This window comes from Streptomyces alboflavus (assembly GCF_000716675.1).
Lineage (GTDB): Bacteria > Actinomycetota > Actinomycetes > Streptomycetales > Streptomycetaceae > Streptomyces > Streptomyces alboflavus.
The window spans coordinates 93,222-111,325 of the sequence record NZ_JNXT01000002.1; the positions used below are offsets into that span (position 1 = coordinate 93,222).

At 73.1% G+C, this 18,104-nt stretch carries 14 protein-coding genes; 5 read left to right on the plus strand and 9 right to left on the minus strand.

Going from position 1 to position 18,104, the window contains the following annotated elements; translation table 11 throughout:
* Window positions 1-32: 32 nt before the first annotated feature.
* From OO63_RS01945 to OO63_RS01955, 3 genes are all read left to right on the plus strand, one after another.
* Window positions 33-728 carry a L,D-transpeptidase family protein gene (locus tag OO63_RS01945; RefSeq protein ID WP_030356965.1) on the plus strand — a complete coding sequence of 232 codons (696 nt, stop codon included), beginning with the start codon at window positions 33-35 and terminating at the stop codon, window positions 726-728.
* Window positions 729-1,039: 311 nt separating this feature from the next.
* Complete coding sequence (locus tag OO63_RS01950; RefSeq protein WP_030356964.1) at window positions 1,040-2,548, plus strand: FUSC family protein; 1,509 nt, start codon at window positions 1,040-1,042, stop codon at window positions 2,546-2,548.
* A 90-nt stretch (window positions 2,549-2,638) separates the two neighbouring features.
* Window positions 2,639-3,730, plus strand: a complete 1,092-nt coding sequence (locus OO63_RS01955; protein ID WP_051810440.1) for a lactonase family protein — start codon at window positions 2,639-2,641, stop codon at window positions 3,728-3,730.
* 135 nt (window positions 3,731-3,865) lie between these two features.
* Here the strand turns inward: OO63_RS01955 and OO63_RS01960 are convergent, their stop codons facing one another.
* The 9 genes from OO63_RS01960 to OO63_RS02000 form a co-directional block, all read right to left on the minus strand.
* Window positions 3,866-4,810 carry a sirohydrochlorin chelatase gene (locus OO63_RS01960; protein WP_078618778.1) on the minus strand — a complete coding sequence of 315 codons (945 nt, stop codon included), beginning with the start codon at window positions 4,808-4,810 and terminating at the stop codon, window positions 3,866-3,868.
* 322 nt (window positions 4,811-5,132) lie between these two features.
* The gene (locus OO63_RS01965) at window positions 5,133-6,107 is read right to left on the minus strand and encodes an N-acetylglucosamine kinase (protein ID WP_030356961.1); all 975 of its coding nucleotides are present in this window, start codon (window positions 6,105-6,107) and stop codon (window positions 5,133-5,135) included.
* The gene (locus OO63_RS01970; RefSeq protein WP_030356960.1) at window positions 6,104-6,781 is read right to left on the minus strand and encodes a uracil-DNA glycosylase; all 678 of its coding nucleotides are present in this window, start codon (window positions 6,779-6,781) and stop codon (window positions 6,104-6,106) included. Before OO63_RS01970 ends, OO63_RS01965 begins: the two co-directional genes overlap by 4 nt.
* Before the next feature lie 149 nt (window positions 6,782-6,930).
* The gene (locus OO63_RS01975) at window positions 6,931-8,016 is read right to left on the minus strand and encodes a WD40/YVTN/BNR-like repeat-containing protein (protein ID WP_030356959.1); all 1,086 of its coding nucleotides are present in this window, start codon (window positions 8,014-8,016) and stop codon (window positions 6,931-6,933) included.
* Between the two features lie 165 nt (window positions 8,017-8,181).
* Window positions 8,182-9,123 (minus strand): homocysteine S-methyltransferase, encoded by a 942-nt coding sequence (gene mmuM / locus OO63_RS01980; RefSeq protein ID WP_030356958.1) that lies wholly within the window; start codon window positions 9,121-9,123, stop codon window positions 8,182-8,184.
* Entirely contained in the window at window positions 9,120-11,273 is a 2,154-nt protein-coding gene (locus OO63_RS01985) for an ABC transporter ATP-binding protein (RefSeq protein ID WP_051810441.1), read from the minus strand. Before OO63_RS01985 ends, mmuM begins: the two co-directional genes overlap by 4 nt.
* A gap of 14 nt (window positions 11,274-11,287) precedes the next feature.
* Complete coding sequence (locus OO63_RS01990; protein ID WP_030356956.1) at window positions 11,288-12,193, minus strand: ABC transporter permease; 906 nt, start codon at window positions 12,191-12,193, stop codon at window positions 11,288-11,290.
* A complete protein-coding gene (locus OO63_RS01995; RefSeq protein ID WP_030356955.1) occupies window positions 12,190-13,140 on the minus strand; it encodes an ABC transporter permease in 951 nt (316 codons plus the stop codon). Before OO63_RS01995 ends, OO63_RS01990 begins: the two co-directional genes overlap by 4 nt.
* Window positions 13,137-14,975: a peptide ABC transporter substrate-binding protein gene (locus OO63_RS02000; RefSeq protein WP_030356954.1), complete on the minus strand. Its 1,839-nt coding sequence runs from the start codon at window positions 14,973-14,975 to the stop codon at window positions 13,137-13,139. The genes OO63_RS01995 and OO63_RS02000 overlap by 4 nt, the downstream gene beginning before the upstream one ends.
* Window positions 14,976-15,201: 226 nt before the next feature.
* On the opposite strand from OO63_RS02000, the gene OO63_RS02005 reads away from it, so the two are divergent.
* A complete protein-coding gene (locus OO63_RS02005; RefSeq protein ID WP_234311055.1) occupies window positions 15,202-16,458 on the plus strand; it encodes an ROK family transcriptional regulator in 1,257 nt (418 codons plus the stop codon).
* Window positions 16,455-18,089: a M81 family metallopeptidase gene (locus OO63_RS02010; protein ID WP_030356952.1), complete on the plus strand. Its 1,635-nt coding sequence runs from the start codon at window positions 16,455-16,457 to the stop codon at window positions 18,087-18,089. The genes OO63_RS02005 and OO63_RS02010 overlap by 4 nt, the downstream gene beginning before the upstream one ends.
* The last annotated feature ends 15 nt before the right edge of the window (window positions 18,090-18,104 follow it).

An 18,104-nucleotide genomic window follows, 5' to 3' on the forward strand; every position in this document is an offset into this window, starting at 1 on the left:
CGCGTACGAAGACGAACGAGGAGTGGACCGCAGTGGGGGACATACACAGACGAGCCGTCGTCGCCCTGGGGATCACCGCGCTGGTGGCCCCGCTCACGGTGGCCCTGGGGAGCACCACCGCACAGGCCGCGACGTGCTCGGCGCAGGCCGGGCCGTACCAGAAGCAGGTCGAGAAGTTCCTGGGCCGCTCGGTGGACGGCAGGCAGTCGAGCGCCGACTGCAAGGCCATCAAGGCCTTCCAGACCAAGCACGGCATCAGCCCCAACGCCGGTTACGCGGGCTCCGTGACCTGGGGCGTCATGAGCCTGATGAACAAGCAGAAGGCCGCGGGCAGCAACCCGAACAAGGCGGGCAAGTGCCCGGTCAACAAGGGCCGCATCGCCTGCGTCGACCTGACCCGGCAGCTCAGCTGGATCCAGGACGGCAAGACCCTCAAGTACGGGCCGGTGCCGGTGCGCACGGGACGCAACGGCCACGAGACCCGCACCGGCCTGAAGAAGGTCTACTGGCGGGACATCGACCACATTTCGAGCATTTACCACGTGCCGATGCCCTACAGCCAGTTCTTCGACGGCGGCCAGGCCTTCCACTCGGTCGGCATCAGCGTCTGGTCCCCGCCCGGCTCGCACGGCTGCGTGAACATGACCAAGAAGGACGCCACCAAGTACTGGAACATGCTGCGCAAGGGCGACGACGTCTTCGTCTACGGCCGCAAGCCCGGCACCTGAGAGCGCCTCGGCACCTGAGAGCACCGCGGCACGTGAAGCCCGCAGGCGGCGTCGGTGTGGCCCGTTGGCCCGCCGACGCACCGCCCTGCGGGCCTCCGGCTGGGCCAATGGCCCAGTGCTGAGCGTCCCGGTTGAGCCACCGGGCTCCCGAATGGTGAGATGGATCCGTCGATGGCGCTGCGGGATTCCGCGGCGCCTTCTTCATGTCATTCATGTCGCGCGCGATTCCCGTCCTGCGGATCGCGAGACGCGCCGGGTCCGCCGTGGCCGCGCGCCGCGACCGCCGGGACCGTCGAGGGGTGGGCAAAGCTGTGCTGAGGTCGATGTTCGTGGCACCGGATCCGGGGCGGCTGAGGCTGCGCTTCGCGACCCGGGCCGTCCTCGGCATCTCCCTTGCGGTCACCCTCTGCGCCCTCGTCGGGCACACGCTCGTCGCGGCCATCATCGCCGGTCTCGCCGCACTGCTCGCGCTGTTCACCGTCACCGACACGACGGTGCGCGGCCAGGCCGTCACCACCGCGCTGCTGCCCGCCGTGGGCTTCCCCGTCCTCGCCCTCGCCGCTCTCCTGCACGACTACCCCGTGCTGCGCGACCTCGCGTTCCTGGCCGTCATGGGCGCCGGGGTGTACGCGCGCCGTTGGGGGCCGCGCGGCCACTCGCTCGGCGTCTTCGCGTTCATGACCTTCTTCGCGGCCCAGTTCCTGCACACCGAGCTGCCGCAACTGCCCTCCCTGTACGAGGCCATCGGCATCGCCCTGCTCGCCTCGTCCACGGTCCGCTTCGGCCTGTGGTGCTACGAACGACGGCTGCCGCCCGCCACGGTGCCGGCCCTCGCCGCGCGCCGGGGCCTCGCGCGCGCCACCACCCGCCAGGCCGTCCAGGCCACCCTCGGCGGCGGCGTCGCCCTCGTCATCGGGCACGCGCTGTCCGGGGACCGCTGGTACTGGGCGATCGGCGCCACCTGGTGGATCTTCGTGAACACGGTGTCGCGGGGCGAGACGCTGGTCCGCGGCTTCCGCCGGGTGCTCGGCACGCTGATCGGCATCGCCGTGGGCGTCGTCGTCGTGCTGCCGCTGCACGGCGCCCTCGTGCCGACCGCCGTGATCGTCGCCGTCTGCGTCTTCGGGATCTTCTACACGGCCGCCGTCTCGTACACCTGGATGATGCTGGCCGTGACCGTGATGGCGGGCGGCCTCTACGGCCTGCTCGGCGTCCTCGACCCGGGGCTGCTCGCCCTGCGCCTCCTGGAGACCGGGGCCGGTGCGCTCGGCGCGGTGCTCGCCGTCCTGCTCGTCCTGCCGGTCACCACCCACGCCACGACCAACGCCTGGATCGAGCGCGCCGTCCGCACCGTGCACGCCTGCACCCGGGAGGCCGCGGCCCGCCTGTCGGGCTCCACGACGGCCGACCCGGCCCCGCACATCGCCGACCTCGAAGTGATCCTCGGCCGGGTGCGGCTCTCGCTCGCCCCGCTGGTGCACCCCCTCAGCCCGCTGCGTGCCCGGCGCGTCCGCGCACGTCAGGTCATCGCGCTCCTGGACGAGTGCGCCGACCAGGTCCGCAGCCTCACGGCCATCGCAACCGACCCGGTGGCCTCCTGCGACGACCGGCTCGCCGCCGCCTGCGCGCGGGTCGAGGCCGCCGTCGAGGCGCTGATCGCCTCGGAGGAAGCGCTCACGGCCCCCGCCGCCCCCGCCGCCGTCAAGCACGCCGGGGCCCTCGAACCGGCCCTCGCGCATCTGCACGGCCTGGAGCGGGCACTGCTCGAACTCGCTACGCCGGTGCGCAGCTCGCCGCGCACGCCGCTGATCGGGGCCTGAGCGCCTGAGCGCCTGAGGGTCTGACGGCCTGAGAGGCCTGGCGGCGGTCCATTCGCCCCACTGGTCCAGACCAGCTGCTAGCGTCGCCCCATGGGCGCCGCCCCGGCGCGGGGCCCAGGGGCGAGCCGAGAGGGGCAGACAGTGGGCGGCGGGCAGGCACGGCGGGCGTACATCGGATCCTTCACGCAGGGGGGAGGTCCTGGCATCGTCACCGCGACGGTCGACGCCGACACCGGCGCGCCGACCGTGCTCGGCGTGACGGACGCCGTGCCCGACCCCTCGTACCTGGCGCTGTCGCCGGACGGTGCCACGCTCTACGCCGTGAGCGAGACCCCCGACGGCGCCGTCGCCGCCTTCCGCACGGCCGGGGACGCCGTCCGGCCGGTCGGCGCGCCCGTGCCCGTGCGGGGCGCGGGCCCCACCCACCTCGCCGTCCAGGACGGACACGTGCACACCGCCAACTACGGCTCCGGCAGCGTCACCAGCGTGCCCGTGGCCGCCGACGGAAGCCTCGCCCCCGCCCCGGCGGGCGTCCTGGAGCACAAGGGCTCGGGGCCCGACCCGGCCCGCCAGGAGGGCCCGCACGCCCACCAGGTCCTGCCCGACCCCGGCGGCCGCTGGCTGCTGAGCGTCGACCTCGGCACCGACTCCGTGCGGGTCTGCGAGCCGGGCCCGACCGGCCTCACCGTGCGCCACGAGGTCGCGCTGCGCCCCGGCACCGGGCCGCGCCACCTCGCCTTCCACCCCGGCGGCCGCGTCGCCTACGTCCTGAACGAACTCACGCCGACCCTCACCGTGTGCTCCTGGAACCCCGCCGACGGCACCCTCGACCCGCTCGCCGAGACCCCCGTGCTGCCCGCCGAGCCCGACGGTGACGCCTACCCCTCCGAGGTCGTCGTCGCGCCCGACGGCCGCTTCCTGTGGACCGCGACCCGCGGCGTGGACGTCATCTCCGTGTTCGCGCTCGACGCCGAGGGCACCGGCGCCCGTCTGACGGCCTCCGTGGCCTGCGGTGGCTCCTGGCCCCGTGACCTGGCCATTGACCCCTCAGGGCGCTTTCTGTACGCCGCCAACGAGCACTCCGGGGACGTCACCTGGTTCACCCTGGACGCCGAGACGGGCCTGCCGAGCCGCGCCGGTGCGATCGACGTGCCCGCGGCGAGCTGCGTCGTCTTCGGCTGAGCCGCCTGCATCGGCCGAGCCACCGGGGCCGCCGGTGGTCCAGACACTCGCCGTACGCGAAGGGGCCCGCCCCCGAACTCGGGGGCGGGCCCATCGACGTCGTGTCGTGCGGGTGGTGCTGTCGCGTACCGCGTGTCAGTGCACCGGCGCGCCCGACGGCTGCTGCGGGGTGATGCCCAGCGCCGTCGTGTACTTGGACAGGGCCAGCTTGCCGATCGCCGGGTACGCGCCGAGCGGCTCGGCGACGGCGCATCCCGCCTCCTTGGCGGCCGCGTCCAGGAGGCTCGCGTCGACCTCCGGGCCGATCAGGTACGGGGCGAGGGCCAGCTGGGCCGAGCCGGAGCCGCGCAGCTGCTCCGTGATCGCCGCGACCGAGCCCTCCTCGTCCAGGGCGGCGGCCATCACCGGCACCGCGAGGCGCGCCGCGAGCAGCATGCCGGTGATCCCGGCGGCCTGCACGGCCTCCTCGCCGCCGACCGTGGCGAGGACGATGCCGTCCGCCGCGGTCGCGACCGTGAACAGCCGGGCCCGGTCGGCGCGGGCCAGGCCCGCCTCGGAGAGCCGCACGTGCAGGCCCTCGGCGAGCAGCGGGTGCGGGCCGAGGACGTCGGTCAGCTCGGCGGCGGCGCGGCTGTCCATGACGGCCTGGCGGACGCGGCGCATCAGCGCGTTGTCGGGGCCCGCGAGCAGGGGCACCACGACGGCGACGGGACCTTCGGGGCGGCGGGCGTCCTCGACGCCGGCGGCCAGCGCCTGCTCGTAGCGGGCGGTGCGCTCGGCGGCGGTGTGCGCGAGCACGGCCTGCAGCGTGGGGAACTCGGCCGACGGGCCGGCGTCGGCGTCCGTCCCGTCGACGTAACCGATCCTGGCGTCGAGACCGGGCAGCTCGGAGCGCGCGATCGAGACGACTTCCTCGGCGATGCCGCGGGTGGCGGCGCTGGGGACGCCCGGCACGGCGAGGACGAGCGCGGGGGCGCCCTCGGGAGCCGCGACGGGCTCCGGGCGGCGGTGCCGGCCCGGCTGACGGGGGCGCGGCATTCGTACGGGCAGGCCGGATGCGGGCCCAGTGGGGGAGCTCATGGCGCCGCATGCTACTGGCTTTGGGGGTTTCCCTGTTCGGGGAGGGTGCGGCTCAGTGGTATTAGTCCGCTTTGTCGGGTGAGTTGGGGGACGTGAGGCGCCAGGAGGGCTTGGGGACCGTGTGCAGAGTGCGGGGATTGCGTGGAGAGGACTTCCCGTACGCTGTCCGGCCCGTCGAACAGGGGGTGTCGGTGGTCTTGTGCCGTCCCGGACGCGTGACTGCGCGACGTACGCGCCGCGTTACGGCGCGTACGAACGCGTGCGGGACGGCGGCGGCGTCACTCCGCGACGTACAAGGTGTCACTCCGCGACGCTCAAGGTGTCACTCCGCGACGTACAACAGGTGCGGGTCGCGAGGGAGCTTGAGGGTGTCCGCCGCGAGGCCGGCCGCTATCCGGACGGCACCGTCGAGGGGGTCGCCCGCGGCGGCGACCCGGCGGGCGTGCGGGAGACGCTCCGTCAGTTGTGCCTCCAGCGGGTCGAGGAGCACGTCCCCGAGCTTCAGCAGGCCGCCGGTCAGGGCGACTTCGCAGGCCCCGTCCGGCGGACAGGCCGCAGCTGCCGTGTCCGCGATGTGCCCGCCCGCCTCCCGCAGCACCCGCACCGCCACCGGATCGCCGTCCGCCGCGCACCGCCCCACCTCGGGCGCGAACGCGGCGAGCACGGCCGTGCGGTCCGGGCGCGGATACAGCTGCCCCGGCAGCCCCGACAGCGGGCGGCCGAACATCTCCTCCGCCCGGGCGCGCAGCGCCGCCGAACCGCCCCGGCGCCCGTCGAAGTCCCGCATCGCCGCCTCGAGCCCGGCACGGCCGATCCACGCGCCGCCGCCGCAGTCGCCGAGCAGATGCCCCCAGCCGTCGGTCCGCCGCCACGCCGTGAGGTCCGTGCCGATGCCGATGAGGCCGGTGCCCGCGGCGACGACGGCCCCGGGCCGCTGGCCGAGCGCGCCCGCGTACGCGGTGACGGCGTCGGCGGCGAGGGCCACGCGCCGCACCCCGAACAACTCCGCGAGCGCCGACGGCAGGCGGTCCCGCAGGTCGTCGCCGAGCGTCGCCATCCCCGCGGCCCCGACGGCGACCGCGACGAGCCGCCCGCCGCCCACATCGGCCAGCAACTGCCGCACCATCGGCTCCAGTTGCTCCCGCATGTGCGCGGCGTCGACGCCGCGCGGGCCGGTCCGCACCGGCTCCGCCGAGCGCACCGGAGCCGGGGCGCGCAGCCCGTCCGGGACACCCAGGGCGGCCCGCAGCCCCGAGCCGCCGGAGTCGACGCCCAGCACGACCGGGAGCCCGGTCACGGCAGCCGCCAGTCCACCGGCTGCGCGCCCTGCCGCTCCAGGAGGTCGTTGGCGCGGCTGAACGGCCGCGAACCGAAGAAGCCGCGGTCCGCCGACATCGGTGAGGGGTGCGAGGACTCCACCGACGGCAACTGGCCGAGCAGCGGCCGCAGATTGCGGGCGTCCCGGCCCCAGAGGATCGACACCAGCGGACGGCCGCGCGCGGCGAGCGCCCGGATCGCCTGCTCGGTGACTTCCTCCCAGCCCTTGCCGCGGTGCGCGGCGGGCTTGCGCGGGGCCGTCGTCAGCGCCCTGTTGAGCAGCAGCACGCCCTGCTGCGTCCAGGGCGTCAGGTCGCCGTTGGACGGCTGGGGCAGGCCCAGGTCGCTGTGCAGTTCACGGTAGATGTTGATGAGGCTGCCGGGCAGCGGTCTGACGTCGGGTGCCACCGAGAAGGACAGGCCCACCGCGTGCCCGGGCGTGGGGTAGGGATCCTGGCCGACGATCAGGACGCGCACCTCGTCGAACGGCTGCTGGAAGGCGCGCAGCACATTCGGTCCCGAGGGGAGGTACGTGCGTCCCGCGGCGATCTCGGCGCGCAGGAAGTCCCCCATGGAGGCGATCTGTTCGGCCACCGGCTCCAGGGCCTTGGCCCAGCCGGCTTCGACGATTTCATGCAAGGGTCGTGGTGCCACGGAGCGTCACTCTACTGCCGTACACGCGGCGGCGATCAACCGATGGCCGAAGCTCGCGGAGCAGCCGACCGTCACCTCGTGGGCGGGGCCCGCCGCAGCCCGGTCGGCGGAGGCCACCGCGGCTCGACCGGCATGGGCTGCGGCCCGGGTCACCCGACGACCGCCGCGCGGACGCACAGCACGTCCGGCAGGTGCGAGGCCAGCTCCTGCCAGGAGTCCCCGTCGTCCGCGGACGCGTACACCTCGCCGTTGCGGTTGCCGAAGTACAGGCCCGCCGGGTCGGCGCCGTCGGTGCACATGGCGTCCCGAAGGACCACGCCGAAGTGGTCGCCCTGCGGCAGGCCCGCGCTCAGCGGCTCCCAGCTCTTGCCCGCGTCCGCCGTGCGGTAGACACGACAGCGCCGGTCGGCCGGGACCCGGTCCGCGTCCGCGGTGATCGGGAAGACGTACGCCGTGTCGCCGCGGTGCGGGTGGGCGACCGCCGCGAAGCCGAAGTCGGAGGGCAGGCCCTCGCCGATGTCCGTCCAGTGGACGCCGCCGTCGTCGCTGCGATACACCCCCCAGTGGTTCTGCAGATACAGCCGGTCCGGGTCGGCGGCGTCCTTGGCGACCTTGTGCACGCACTGGCCGAACTCCGGGTTCGGGTCGGGCAGGAACACCGCCGACACCCCGGAGTTGGACGGCTGCCAGCTCGCGCCGCCGTCCTCGGTGCGGAACACGCCCGCCGTGGACACCGCGACGGTCACGGCGGCCGGGTCACGGGCGTCGGTGAGGATCGTGTGCAGGCCCTCGCCGCCGCCTCCCGGCTGCCACTGCGAGCGGGACGGATGCTCCCACAGGGGCCTGACAAGATCGAAGGACTCGCCCCTGTCCTCGGAGCGGTAGAGCGCGGCCGGTTCCGTGCCCGCGTACACCACGTCCGGCTCGGCCGCCGCCGGGTGCAGCTGCCACACCCGCTCCAGGGAGGCCCCGGTGTCCTTGGGGAACTTGACGGCGGCCTTCTTCGGCTCGGTCCACGTGCGCCCGAGGTCGTCGGAGTGGAACACCGAAGGCCCCCAGTGGGCGCTGTCGCCGCCGACGAGCAGGCGTGGGTTCGGTGTGCGGGTGTCGATCGCGATCGAGTAGATCGCCTGGGCGTTGAAGTAGGGAGCCTCGTCGAACTGCCATGTGCCGTGCGTGCGGCGCCCGACGAACAGGCCCTTGCGCGTACCAACGGTGAGCAGGACGTCAGCCATGACTGACACCTTTCGGACGGCGTTGTCTCAGGTACCGCTCAGTCTGCACCCCACCACTGACAATGACGCCTCGACGCGTTTCTCCGCAGGTCAGAGTGTGGGTCGGGACGACGGGGCGGGTGCGCGAACGATCGTTCGCGAGCTGCCTGAGCGAGCACCGCGCCCTCAGCCGCGCAGTTCCTCAGCCACCTTCGCGATCGCCTCCGGACCCACCCGGCAGCACCCCCCGACGAGCCGCGCCCCCGCGTCGCGCCAGGCGCTCGCCTGCCGGGGCGCGAACCGGGTCGGGCCCTGCCAGGTGCGGCTCGCCGCGTCCCAGGACTCGCCCGAGTTGGGGTAGACCACGACCGGCTTGCCCGTCACGCGGGCGGCCAGCGGGACGGCGGTGTCCGCGTCGCGCGGGTCGCAGCAGTTGACGCCCACCGCGATGACCTCGTCGGCGTCCGCCGCCAGCGCGAAGGCCTCGGCGAGGGGCTGTCCGGCGCGGGTGCGGTCGCCGGTGACGGTGAACGACAGCCACGCGGGCACGCCGAGGCCCCGTACGGCGCGCAGCAGGGCACGGGCCTCGTCGAGGTCGGGGACGGTCTCCAGGGCGAGGACGTCGGGCGCCGCGTCGGAGAGCACCTCCAGGCGGGGGCGGTGGAAGCGCTCCAGGTCGGCGACGCCCAGGCCGTAGCGGCCGCGGTACTCCGAGCCGTCGGCGAGCATCGCGCCGTAGGGGCCCGCCGACGCCGCCACCCACAGGGGGCGCTCCGCCGCGGTGAGCGCCGCCGCCTCGCGCGCGAGGGTGACGCTCAGACGCAGCAGCTCGGCGGTGCTGACCGCGTCGATGCCGTGCCGCGCGAAGCCCTCGAACGTGGCCTGGTAGCTCGCCGTGGTCACGACGTCGGCGCCCGCCTCGTAGTACGCCCGGTGCGCCGCCCGCACCGCGTCGGGCCGTTCCGCGAGCAGCCGCGCCGACCACAGGTCGTCGGACAGGTCGTGGCCCGCGGCCTGAAGCTGGTTGGACAGGCCGCCGTCGAGAACCAGCGGCCCCCGTGCCAGTGCCGCGGCCAGGGCGGAGCCGCCGTTCCCGGGGTCCGCCCGTGTACTCGCCACCTCGTTCATACCGCCGACGCTAGCCGAGTCGCGGCCAGGGGGAAGTGGCACGCGACCTGATGCCCCGCCCCGTTCGGTGTGCTGACCGGTGGTTCCGTGCTCGCGCAGACCTCCTCGGCGAACGGACAGCGGGTGCGGAAGCGGCAGCCGGACGGGGGCTTCGCCGCGGACGGCGTCTCACCGCGCAGCGGCTCGCGGTCCCCGCCGGACGCGGCGGCCGGGTCGGGCACGTTCACCGTGTCGAGGAGGCCGCGCGTATAGGGGTGCAGCGGGTGGGCGTACACCTGCTCGGCCGGGCCCGACTCCACGAGTCTGCCGAGGTACATGACGCCCACGGTGTCGGCGAGGTGGCGGATGACGGCCAGGTCGTGGGAGATGAACAGATACGTCAGACCGCGCTCGCGCTGGAGCTCCCGCATGAGGTTGAGGATCTGCGCCTGCACCGACACGTCGAGCGCCGACACCGGTTCGTCCGCCACGACCAGGTCCGGTGAGAGCGTCAACGCCCGTGCCAGGCCGAGGCGTTGGCGTTGGCCGCCGGAGAACTCGTGCGGGTAGCGGTGCACGGCGCCGCGCGGCAGGCCCACGGCGTCGAGGAGTTCGGCCGTGAGGCGCTCCTGGTCGGCTCGGGTGCCGACGCCCTGGATGACCAGTGGCTCGCGCAGGATCTCACCGACCCGCATCCGCGGGTCCATTGCCGCCGTCGAGTCCTGGAACATCAGCTGGATGCGGCGCCGGTGCGCGCGGCGCTCCGCACGGGAGAGCCCGGACAGGTCGCGGCCGTCGAAGCGGACCGTGCCCCCCGTCGGCTCCTCCAGGCCCGCCACGATCCGGCCCAGCGTCGTCTTGCCGCACCCGGACTCGCCGACCAGGCCGTACGTCTCGCCCCTGCGGACGCTCAGCGAGACCCCGCCGACCGCGCTCACCGTGCCCCGGCGCCGCGCGAACGGGCCGCCGGTGAGCGGGAACTCCTTGACCAGCGCGTCGAGTTCGAGCAGCACGTCGCCGGGCTCGGTGGCCGCGGCGGGCGGCGGCGTCACGACCTGTTCGGCGGGCGCGTCGCCGTACGGCACGGGGTGGAAGCAGGCGAAGCGGTGGCCCGCCCCGGGCCGCTCGGTGTCCTCCTCCGCCGCGCCTGCGAGAGCCTCGGCGAGCGGACGCGCCCCCGACTCCGCCCCCGGCTCCGGTGCCGGTTCCGTGGACAGCGCAAGCTCCGGCTCCCGCTCCCGGCACTTCTCCGTGGCGAACGAGCAGCGCGGCGCGAACCGGCACCCCGTCGGCCGCACCGTGAGGCTCGGCGGCAGCCCGGGAATGGTGTGCAGTTCGGTGCCGCGGTCCGCGGCCCGCTCCGGGAGCGCCGCGAACAGGGCTTCCGTGTAGCGGTGGCGGGGGCGTGCGAACAGGCCGCGTACGTCGGACTGTTCGGCGACCTTGCCCGCGTACATCACCGCGACGCGGTCGACACGGTTGGCGATGACGCCCAGGTCGTGCGTGACGAGGATCATCGCCATGCCGAGGGTCTCGCGCAGGGTGTCGATGAGTTCCAGGATCTGGTGCTGCGTCGTGACGTCGAGCGCCGTCGTCGGCTCGTCGGCGATGAGGAGCTTCGGCTCGCACACCAGGGCCATGGCGATGGCGACGCGCTGGCGCATGCCGCCCGACAGCTGGTGCGGGTAGGACTTCATGCGCTCGGCGGGCTGCGGCATGCCGACGAGCCGCAGCATCTCCTCGGCCCGCGCCCACGCCTCCTTCCTGCCGATGCCCGCCCGGTGCAGGAGCAGCGGCTCGGCCACTTGCGCGCCGATGGTCATCGTGGGGTTCAGCGAGGTCAGCGGGTCTTGGAAGACCATGCCGACGGTGTTCCCGCGGACGTCCTGAAGGGTCGGCGCGGACGCCGCCGCCAGGTCCTGCCCGTCGAAGAGGATCCGGCCGCCGGTGACGGCGCCGCCCGGCGGCAGGAGCCCGAGGACGCTCAGGGCGGTCATGGTCTTGCCGCAGCCCGACTCGCCCACGATGCCGAGGGCCTCGCCCGGCGCGAGCTCCAGGCTGACGCCGTCGAGGGCGTGCACGGTGCGGTCGCGCGAGGCGATGTCGACGCGCAGGTCGTCGATGCGGAGCAGGGGCGCGGGGGCGCCGCCCGGCTCTTCCATGTCATCCATGTTGGCGAGTTCCTTTACTTGCGCAGCCGTACTTCGAACGCGTCCCGCAGCCCGTCGCCGATGAAGTTGAACGCGGCGACGACCAGCACGATCGCGATGCCCGGCGGGAAGATCAGCCACCAGTAGCCGTTCTGCGTGTACGTGATGCCGGCCGACAGCATCGAGCCCCAGTCGGCCGACGGCGGCGGGATGGAGAGTCCGAGGAACGCCAGATAGCTGACGTAGAGGATGGCGTCGGCGATCTGGAAGGTGCAGTTCACGATGACGGTGCCGATCGCGTTCGGCACGATGTGCTTGAAGACGGCCCGCGCGCCCCCGCCGCCCATCATCCGCATCGCCTGGACGTACTCGCGGTTGCGCAGCGAGAGGGCCTCGCCCCGCACGAGCCGTGCCGGGGACAGCCAGGCGACGGCCGCGATGATGAGGATGAGGACGCCCTTGCTCGGCGTGATGATCGCGGCGACCACGACGAGCAGGAACATCGCGGGGATCGCGAGCGCCGCGTCCGTGATCCGCATCATGGCGGCGTCCACCCAGCCGCCGAAGTAGCCGGAGACGGCGCCGTACACGGTCCCGAAGAGGGTGGCGAGCAGGCCTGCCGCGAGGCCGATCTCCAGGGACGTCTGGCCCGCGACCATGAGGCGGCCGACCATGTCGTAGCCGAGGTCGGTGGTGCCGAGGAGGTGGCCTTCGGTGCCGGGGGAGAGGTTCGCCTGCGACAGGTCGGTGTGGGTCTGCTCGGTGTCGTACAGGAGCGGGCCGAGATAGCTGAAGGCGAGGAGCAGGGCGAGCAGGACCACGCCGGTCAGGGCGAGCTTGTTGCCGGTGAAGACCTGGAGGGTGCGGCGGGCCAGCGAGGGGGTGGCCTGCGCGGCCTCCTCGTGCCCGGGCGCGGTGTGCGGGGCCGTCGTGGTGGTCATGCCACGCTCCGTATCCGGGGGTCGAGGACGGCGTAGAGGATGTCCGTGAGGAGCGAGCCGAGGACGGTGGCGATGCCGACGACGAGCGTCACGCCGAGCAGCACGGGGAAGTCCGAGCCCTGGGCCGCGTTCCAGAACAGCAGCCCCATGCCCGGGTAGTTGAACATCGACTCGACGACGAGGGCGCCGCTGAACAGCGTCGGCAGATACAGGCCGAGCAGCGTCGCGAGCGGGATGAGCGCGTTGCGCAGGACGTGCCGGACCAGGATGCGGCGGCTCGACTGGCCCTTGGCCATGGCGGTGCGGACGTACTCCTCGGTGAGGTTGTCCAGGACCGCCGAGCGCATGTAGCGGCTGAACATCGCCACGATGCCGAACGCCATCGTCACCACCGGCAGGACCAGGCCCGTGAAGTCACCGAGGAGTTCGCCGACCGACTCGCCCTGCGGCGCCTCCGCCGGGAAGACCGGGAAGACCTGCGCGAACAGGATGATCATGATGAGGCCGAGGAAGAACACCGGAGTCGCGTACAGCAGGAACGCGAGCCCGGTGAGCGCGTAGTCCGAGGCCTTGCCGCGCCGGACCGCCTGCAGCAGCCCGAGCGGCACCGCGATGACGACGGCCAGCGCGGTCGAGAGGACCGTCAGGAGCAGCGTCTTCGGCAGCCGCTGCTTGAGCAGCTCGAAGACCGGCGAGTTGAGTCTGTACGAGTCCCCGAGGTCCCCGGTGAACAGCCGCTTCAGGTACATGAAGTACTGCGTCGGCAGCGAACGGTCGTACCCTTGCTGGTGGTTGAACTGCTCGATCTGCTGCGGGGTGCCCTTGGGGCCGAGGATCGCGCGGGCGGGGCCGCCGGGCAGCATGTGCAGGAGCACGAAGACGATGATCGAGACCAGGAAGAGGACGACGAGCGCCTGCAGGAAGCGCTTGACCAGAAAGCCGGTCACTTGTCGGCTCCCTTCTTCTTCACGTAGTACCAGTCCTGCGGCGCGAACGTGACCGTCGGGTTCTGCTCGATGCCCCGCAGGTCGTTGCGGATCACCGAGACCTGGTAGGCGGGGTTGGGCATCCACATCACCGGCAGCTGGTCGGCCAGGTACTCGCCGTACTCGTGCACGGCCTTCATGTCGGGGGAGTACTGCACGGCGCGGATGATGCGGTCGGCCTTCTTGTCGCTGTAGTTGCCGAAGTTCGCCGAGGCGCCGGTCGAGAACAGCTGCTCGCCGCTCGGGTTGAGGGGGTAGTACCAGCTGCCCGCGGTGCCGAAGAAGGACATGTCCCAGTCGCAGCCGGGGTCCTTCGCCGTGCACGGGACGGAGTTGCCGAGCACCGAGTTCAGCGGCTGCTGGCGGACCGTCAGATCGATGCCGGCCTTGGAGAGCGAGGACTTGAGCTCCTGCATCATGTTCGTGGTCTCCGTGGAGCCCGACTGGGAGAGCAGCGTCAGCTCCAGGGGGTCGTTCTCCTCGATGCCCGCGCCGCATTCGTCGGCGCCGGTGCCGGGGCGCTCGCACCGTGCGGTGCCGTCGTCGACGCGCCAGCCGTGGGACGTGAGCAGGGACTTGGCCTTCGCCACGGAGAACGGATAGCGGTCGCGCTCCATCGCCTTCGACAGGTACTGGCTCTTCGGTGTGACCGGCACCGGGCCGAGCGTCGGCGTCGCGCTGCCCTGCCAGATGACGTCGCTCATCGCCTTCTGGTCGACGAGGTGCTGCATGGCGCGGCGGATGTAGAGCTGGCGCATCAGCGGACCGGCGTGGGTGGAGTTGAAGTTGTAGACGATGTACGTCGCCGCCCAGCCCTCCCACGGATCGACGCGGTAGCCCTTGTCCTCGAACTTCCCCTTCTGAGCCATGACCGACGGCGGGATGTAGCCGTAGTCGACACCGCCCGAACGCAGCACGTTGTACTCGGAGTCGGCGGTGGTGAAGGGTTTGAAGACGACCTTGTCCAGGTGCGGGCGCTGGGACCTCGGCCCGGTGAACTTCTCGTTCGGGACGATGGTGACCTGGCCGCTGTCGCGCCAGCCCGCCAGCTTCCAGGGCCCGTTGACCGTCTTCCACAGCGGGTCGGAGCCGTACGAACCGAGGCTCTTGGCGTGCCGGGTGAGCCGGGTGAAGACGGCCTTGGCGCCCTTCTTCGTCCGGTCGAAGTCACCGACGGGGCCGCCGTCGGCCTGCGCGCCCCAGGCGTGCTGGGGCAGCGCCCGCATCAGCGTCAGCTGGTTGGCGGTGAACCAGTCCGGGTTGTACGCCCGGGTCAGGCGCAGCCGCACCGTGTGGTCGTCGAGCGTCTCGAAGCGCTTGACGTTGTCGGGCATCGTGCCGACCGAGTAGCTGCCCCAGTTCGCCTTGTTGGCCTTGAGCAGGTTGAACCAGAACTCCAGGTCCCGGGCGGTGACCGGCTTGCCGTCGGACCACTGCACGCCCTTGCGCAGCGGCACGGTCACCGTCTTGTTGCCGTCGGAGTACGTCGGCTTCAGGCCGAGCGTGCTCGGTCCGTGCGTGGTGAGACCGCCCTTGTCCTTGTCGAGGACGGCGTCGTACACCGGCATGAACAGCAGGAACTGGATGCCCGCGTTGTACGAGGCGCCATAGCCCGGCGGGCCGATCGGGAAGATCCAGTTGGGGGTCGCGTTGGGCGGCAGGGCCATGGTGGCGGTGCCGCCCTCGACCGGGACGCCGCCGGTCGGGCCCATGTCGACGCGGCCGCCCTCACGGGTGCACCCCGTGAGGAGCGCGAGCACGAGGCCCGCGGCTGCGGCTGCCTTGAGTGAGCGCATGGTGGTGGGCCTCCAGGAACTGCCGGGACCGATCCGTACACGTGAGCGGTAGGGAGGCCCGAACGCTAGGCCTGTGAGGAAAAGCAAGTCAAGAGCTTCGTTCGGCAAAGAATGCGTAAGTTGGGGAGTTGGGAGCGACTTTCTTGGAAGGTCTGGTCAACTTCGTTCGTGGCGACCTAGTGTTCGGCTGGTACTCGAAGCAACTCGTCGAACGAACGGGGTCGGTATGGCCAGCAACGCACACGGCGAACCCGGATCGGCGCAGCACATCGTGCGGCTGGTCTCGTCGGGCGCGGCCGCCTCCAGGGCCGACCTGGTGCGGGAGCTGGGACTCGCGCCGTCCACCGTGTCGCTGCGCGTCCAGGAACTCGTCACCGCCGGAGTGCTCACCGAGTCCGGCGAGGGCGCCTCGCGCGGCGGGCGCCGCCCCCGGCTCCTGCGGGTGCGCGCCCAGGGCGGCATCGCGCTCGCCGCCGACCTCGGCAGCCACCACGCCCGCCTCGGCGCGGTCGACCTCGACGGCACCGTCCGCGACACCGCCGACCTGCCGCACGACATCACCGCGGGACCCGAGTCGGCCGTGGACTGGCTGTGCGAACGCGTCACCGAACTCGCCGCGCGGGAGAAGGAGGCGGGCCGCACCGTCCGCGCCCTCGGCGTCGCCTTCCCCGGCCCCGTCCGCCCCGGCGAGGGCCGCGTCCTCAGCCCGTCCCGCATGCCCGGCTGGCACCGCTACCCGCTGCGCGAGGTCCTCGCCGACCGCATCGGCCTGCCCGTGTCCGTCGAGAACGACGCCACGATGATGGCCGTCGGCGAGCACGCCGTGGCCCGCCCCGACCTCGACCACATGGTCGTCGTCAAGGCGGGCCGGGGCATCGGCAGCGGCGTCATCGCCTCGGGCCGTCCGCACGACGGCGCGAACGGCGCGGCCGGGGACATCAGCCACGTCCGCGTCGAGGAGGCCGGCGACCGGCCGTGCAGCTGCGGGAACATCGGCTGCCTGGAGACCGTCGCGAGCGGCGCCGCCCTGATCCGCGAACTCGCCCGCCAGGGCGTGGAGGTGGCGACCACGGGCGAGCTGCTGCGGCTCGTCGCGGACGGCGACCCGCTGGCGACCACCCTGGTGCGCACCGCGGGCCGCCACATCGGCGCGGTGCTCTCCGTCGTCGTGAACTTCTTCAACCCGCAGGCCGTGGCGCTCGGCGGGGTCCTCGCCACCGCCGAGCCGCTGGTCGCCGCCGTCCGGGGCGTGCTGTACGAGCGCTGCCTGCCCGTGTGCACCGCCGACCTGGAGATCACCACGACGGTGACGGGTCCGGACGCGGGCTTGCTCGGCGCGGGCCTCACCGCCCTGCGCCGCCACCTGCGGACGGGCCCCGCGGACACCGCGGCCGGTGCCCCCGCCACGGACCAGGAACCGCCCGGCACCTCCACCCAGGAGCCCCCCGCCCCCGCCGACCAGGAAGAGAGCGCACCCGCATGACCACCACCCCGGCCGCCCCCGCGACCGCCCCGGCCGTCACCCACCGCCGCCTGCGGGTCGGCATCGGCGGTATCGGCATCGAGTCCTCCACGTTCTGCCCGCACCGCTCCACCGCCGACGACTTCCGCCAGACCCGCGGCCGCGAACTCCTCGACCGCTACACCTGGACCCAGGCGGACTCCGACCTCGCGGACCTCGTGGAGTGGGTGCCGCTGCTGCACGCGACCGCGCTCCCGGGCGGCCCCGTGGAGGCCGAGTCGTATCTGACCCTCAAGGACGAACTGGTCACCCGCATCCGTGAGGCGGGCCCCCTCGACGGGCTGGTCTACGACATCCACGGCGCCATGAGCGTCGTCGGCCTCAGCGACGCCGAGGCCGACCTGACCGAAGCCGTCCGCGCGGCCCTCGACGCCGTCGGCACCCCCGACAGCACCCCGAACGACACCCGTCGCCCCATGATCTCCACCGCCATGGACCTGCACGGCAACGTCTCGCACCGCTTCGCCGCACCCGTCGACCTGCTCACCGCGCACCGCCTCGCCCCGCACGAGGACGCCTGGGAGACCCGCGAGCGCGCGGCCCGCAACCTGGTGCGCTGTCTGCGCGAGGGCAGCCGCCCGCACCGCGCGTGGGTGCAGGTGCCCGTCCTGCTCCCCGGCGAGAAGACCAGCACCCGCCTGGAGCCCGCCAAGTCCCTGTACGCCTCGCTCGCCGACATCGAGCGGCTTCCCGGCATCCTCGACGCCGCGCTGTGGGTCGGCTACGCCTGGGCGGACGAGCCGCGCTGCCAGGCCGCGATCGTCGTCACCGGCGACGACGCCGAACGCGCCGCCACCGAGGCCGCACGGCTGGCCCGGCGCTACTGGGACGCCCGGCGCGACTTCGTCTTCGTCGGCCCGACCGGCAGCGCCGAGGAGTGCATCGGGCAGGCCGTGGCCTCGACGAAGCGGCCGTTCCTCATCAGCGACTCCGGTGACAACCCGACGGCGGGCGGCGCGGGCGACCTCGCGTACATGCTCGGCAAGCTCCTGGAGAACGACGCGATCCGCTCCGGCGAGGTCACCGCCGTGCACCCGGGCATCACCGATCCGGTCGCCGTCGCCCGCTGCTTCGAGGCGGGCGTGGGCGCACAGGTGTCGCTCTCCGTCGGCGGCAAGGTCGACGCGGGCCACGGCGGACCGTACGAACTCACCGGTACCGTCGAGGCGTTGCAGCGCGCCACCGACCAGAAGGACCGGGCCGAGGGCGGCGCCTACGACCGGGGCGTGGACATGGCGGCGGTGCGGGTCGGCGGACTCACCCTGATCCTGGTCGAGCGCCGCAAGCCCTTCCACACGCTCGCCGACTTCACGGGCCCGGCCGAGGGCGGCCTCGGCATCGACCCGCGCACGTACGACCTGGTCGTCGTGAAGATCGGCTACCTGGAGCCGGAGCTGTACGACATGGCGGCCGACTGGCTGCTCGCGCTCACCCCGGGCGGTGTCGACCAGGACCTTCAGCGGCTCGGCCACCACCGCGTGGAGCGGCCGATGTACCCCTTCGACGACGTCGCGGCCGACACGTACGAAGATGGCGCGGGCCCCGACCTGACGGCGGCCCTGCTGCCGCCGCTCACCCCGCACCGTGCCTGACGCCGACCGACGCCC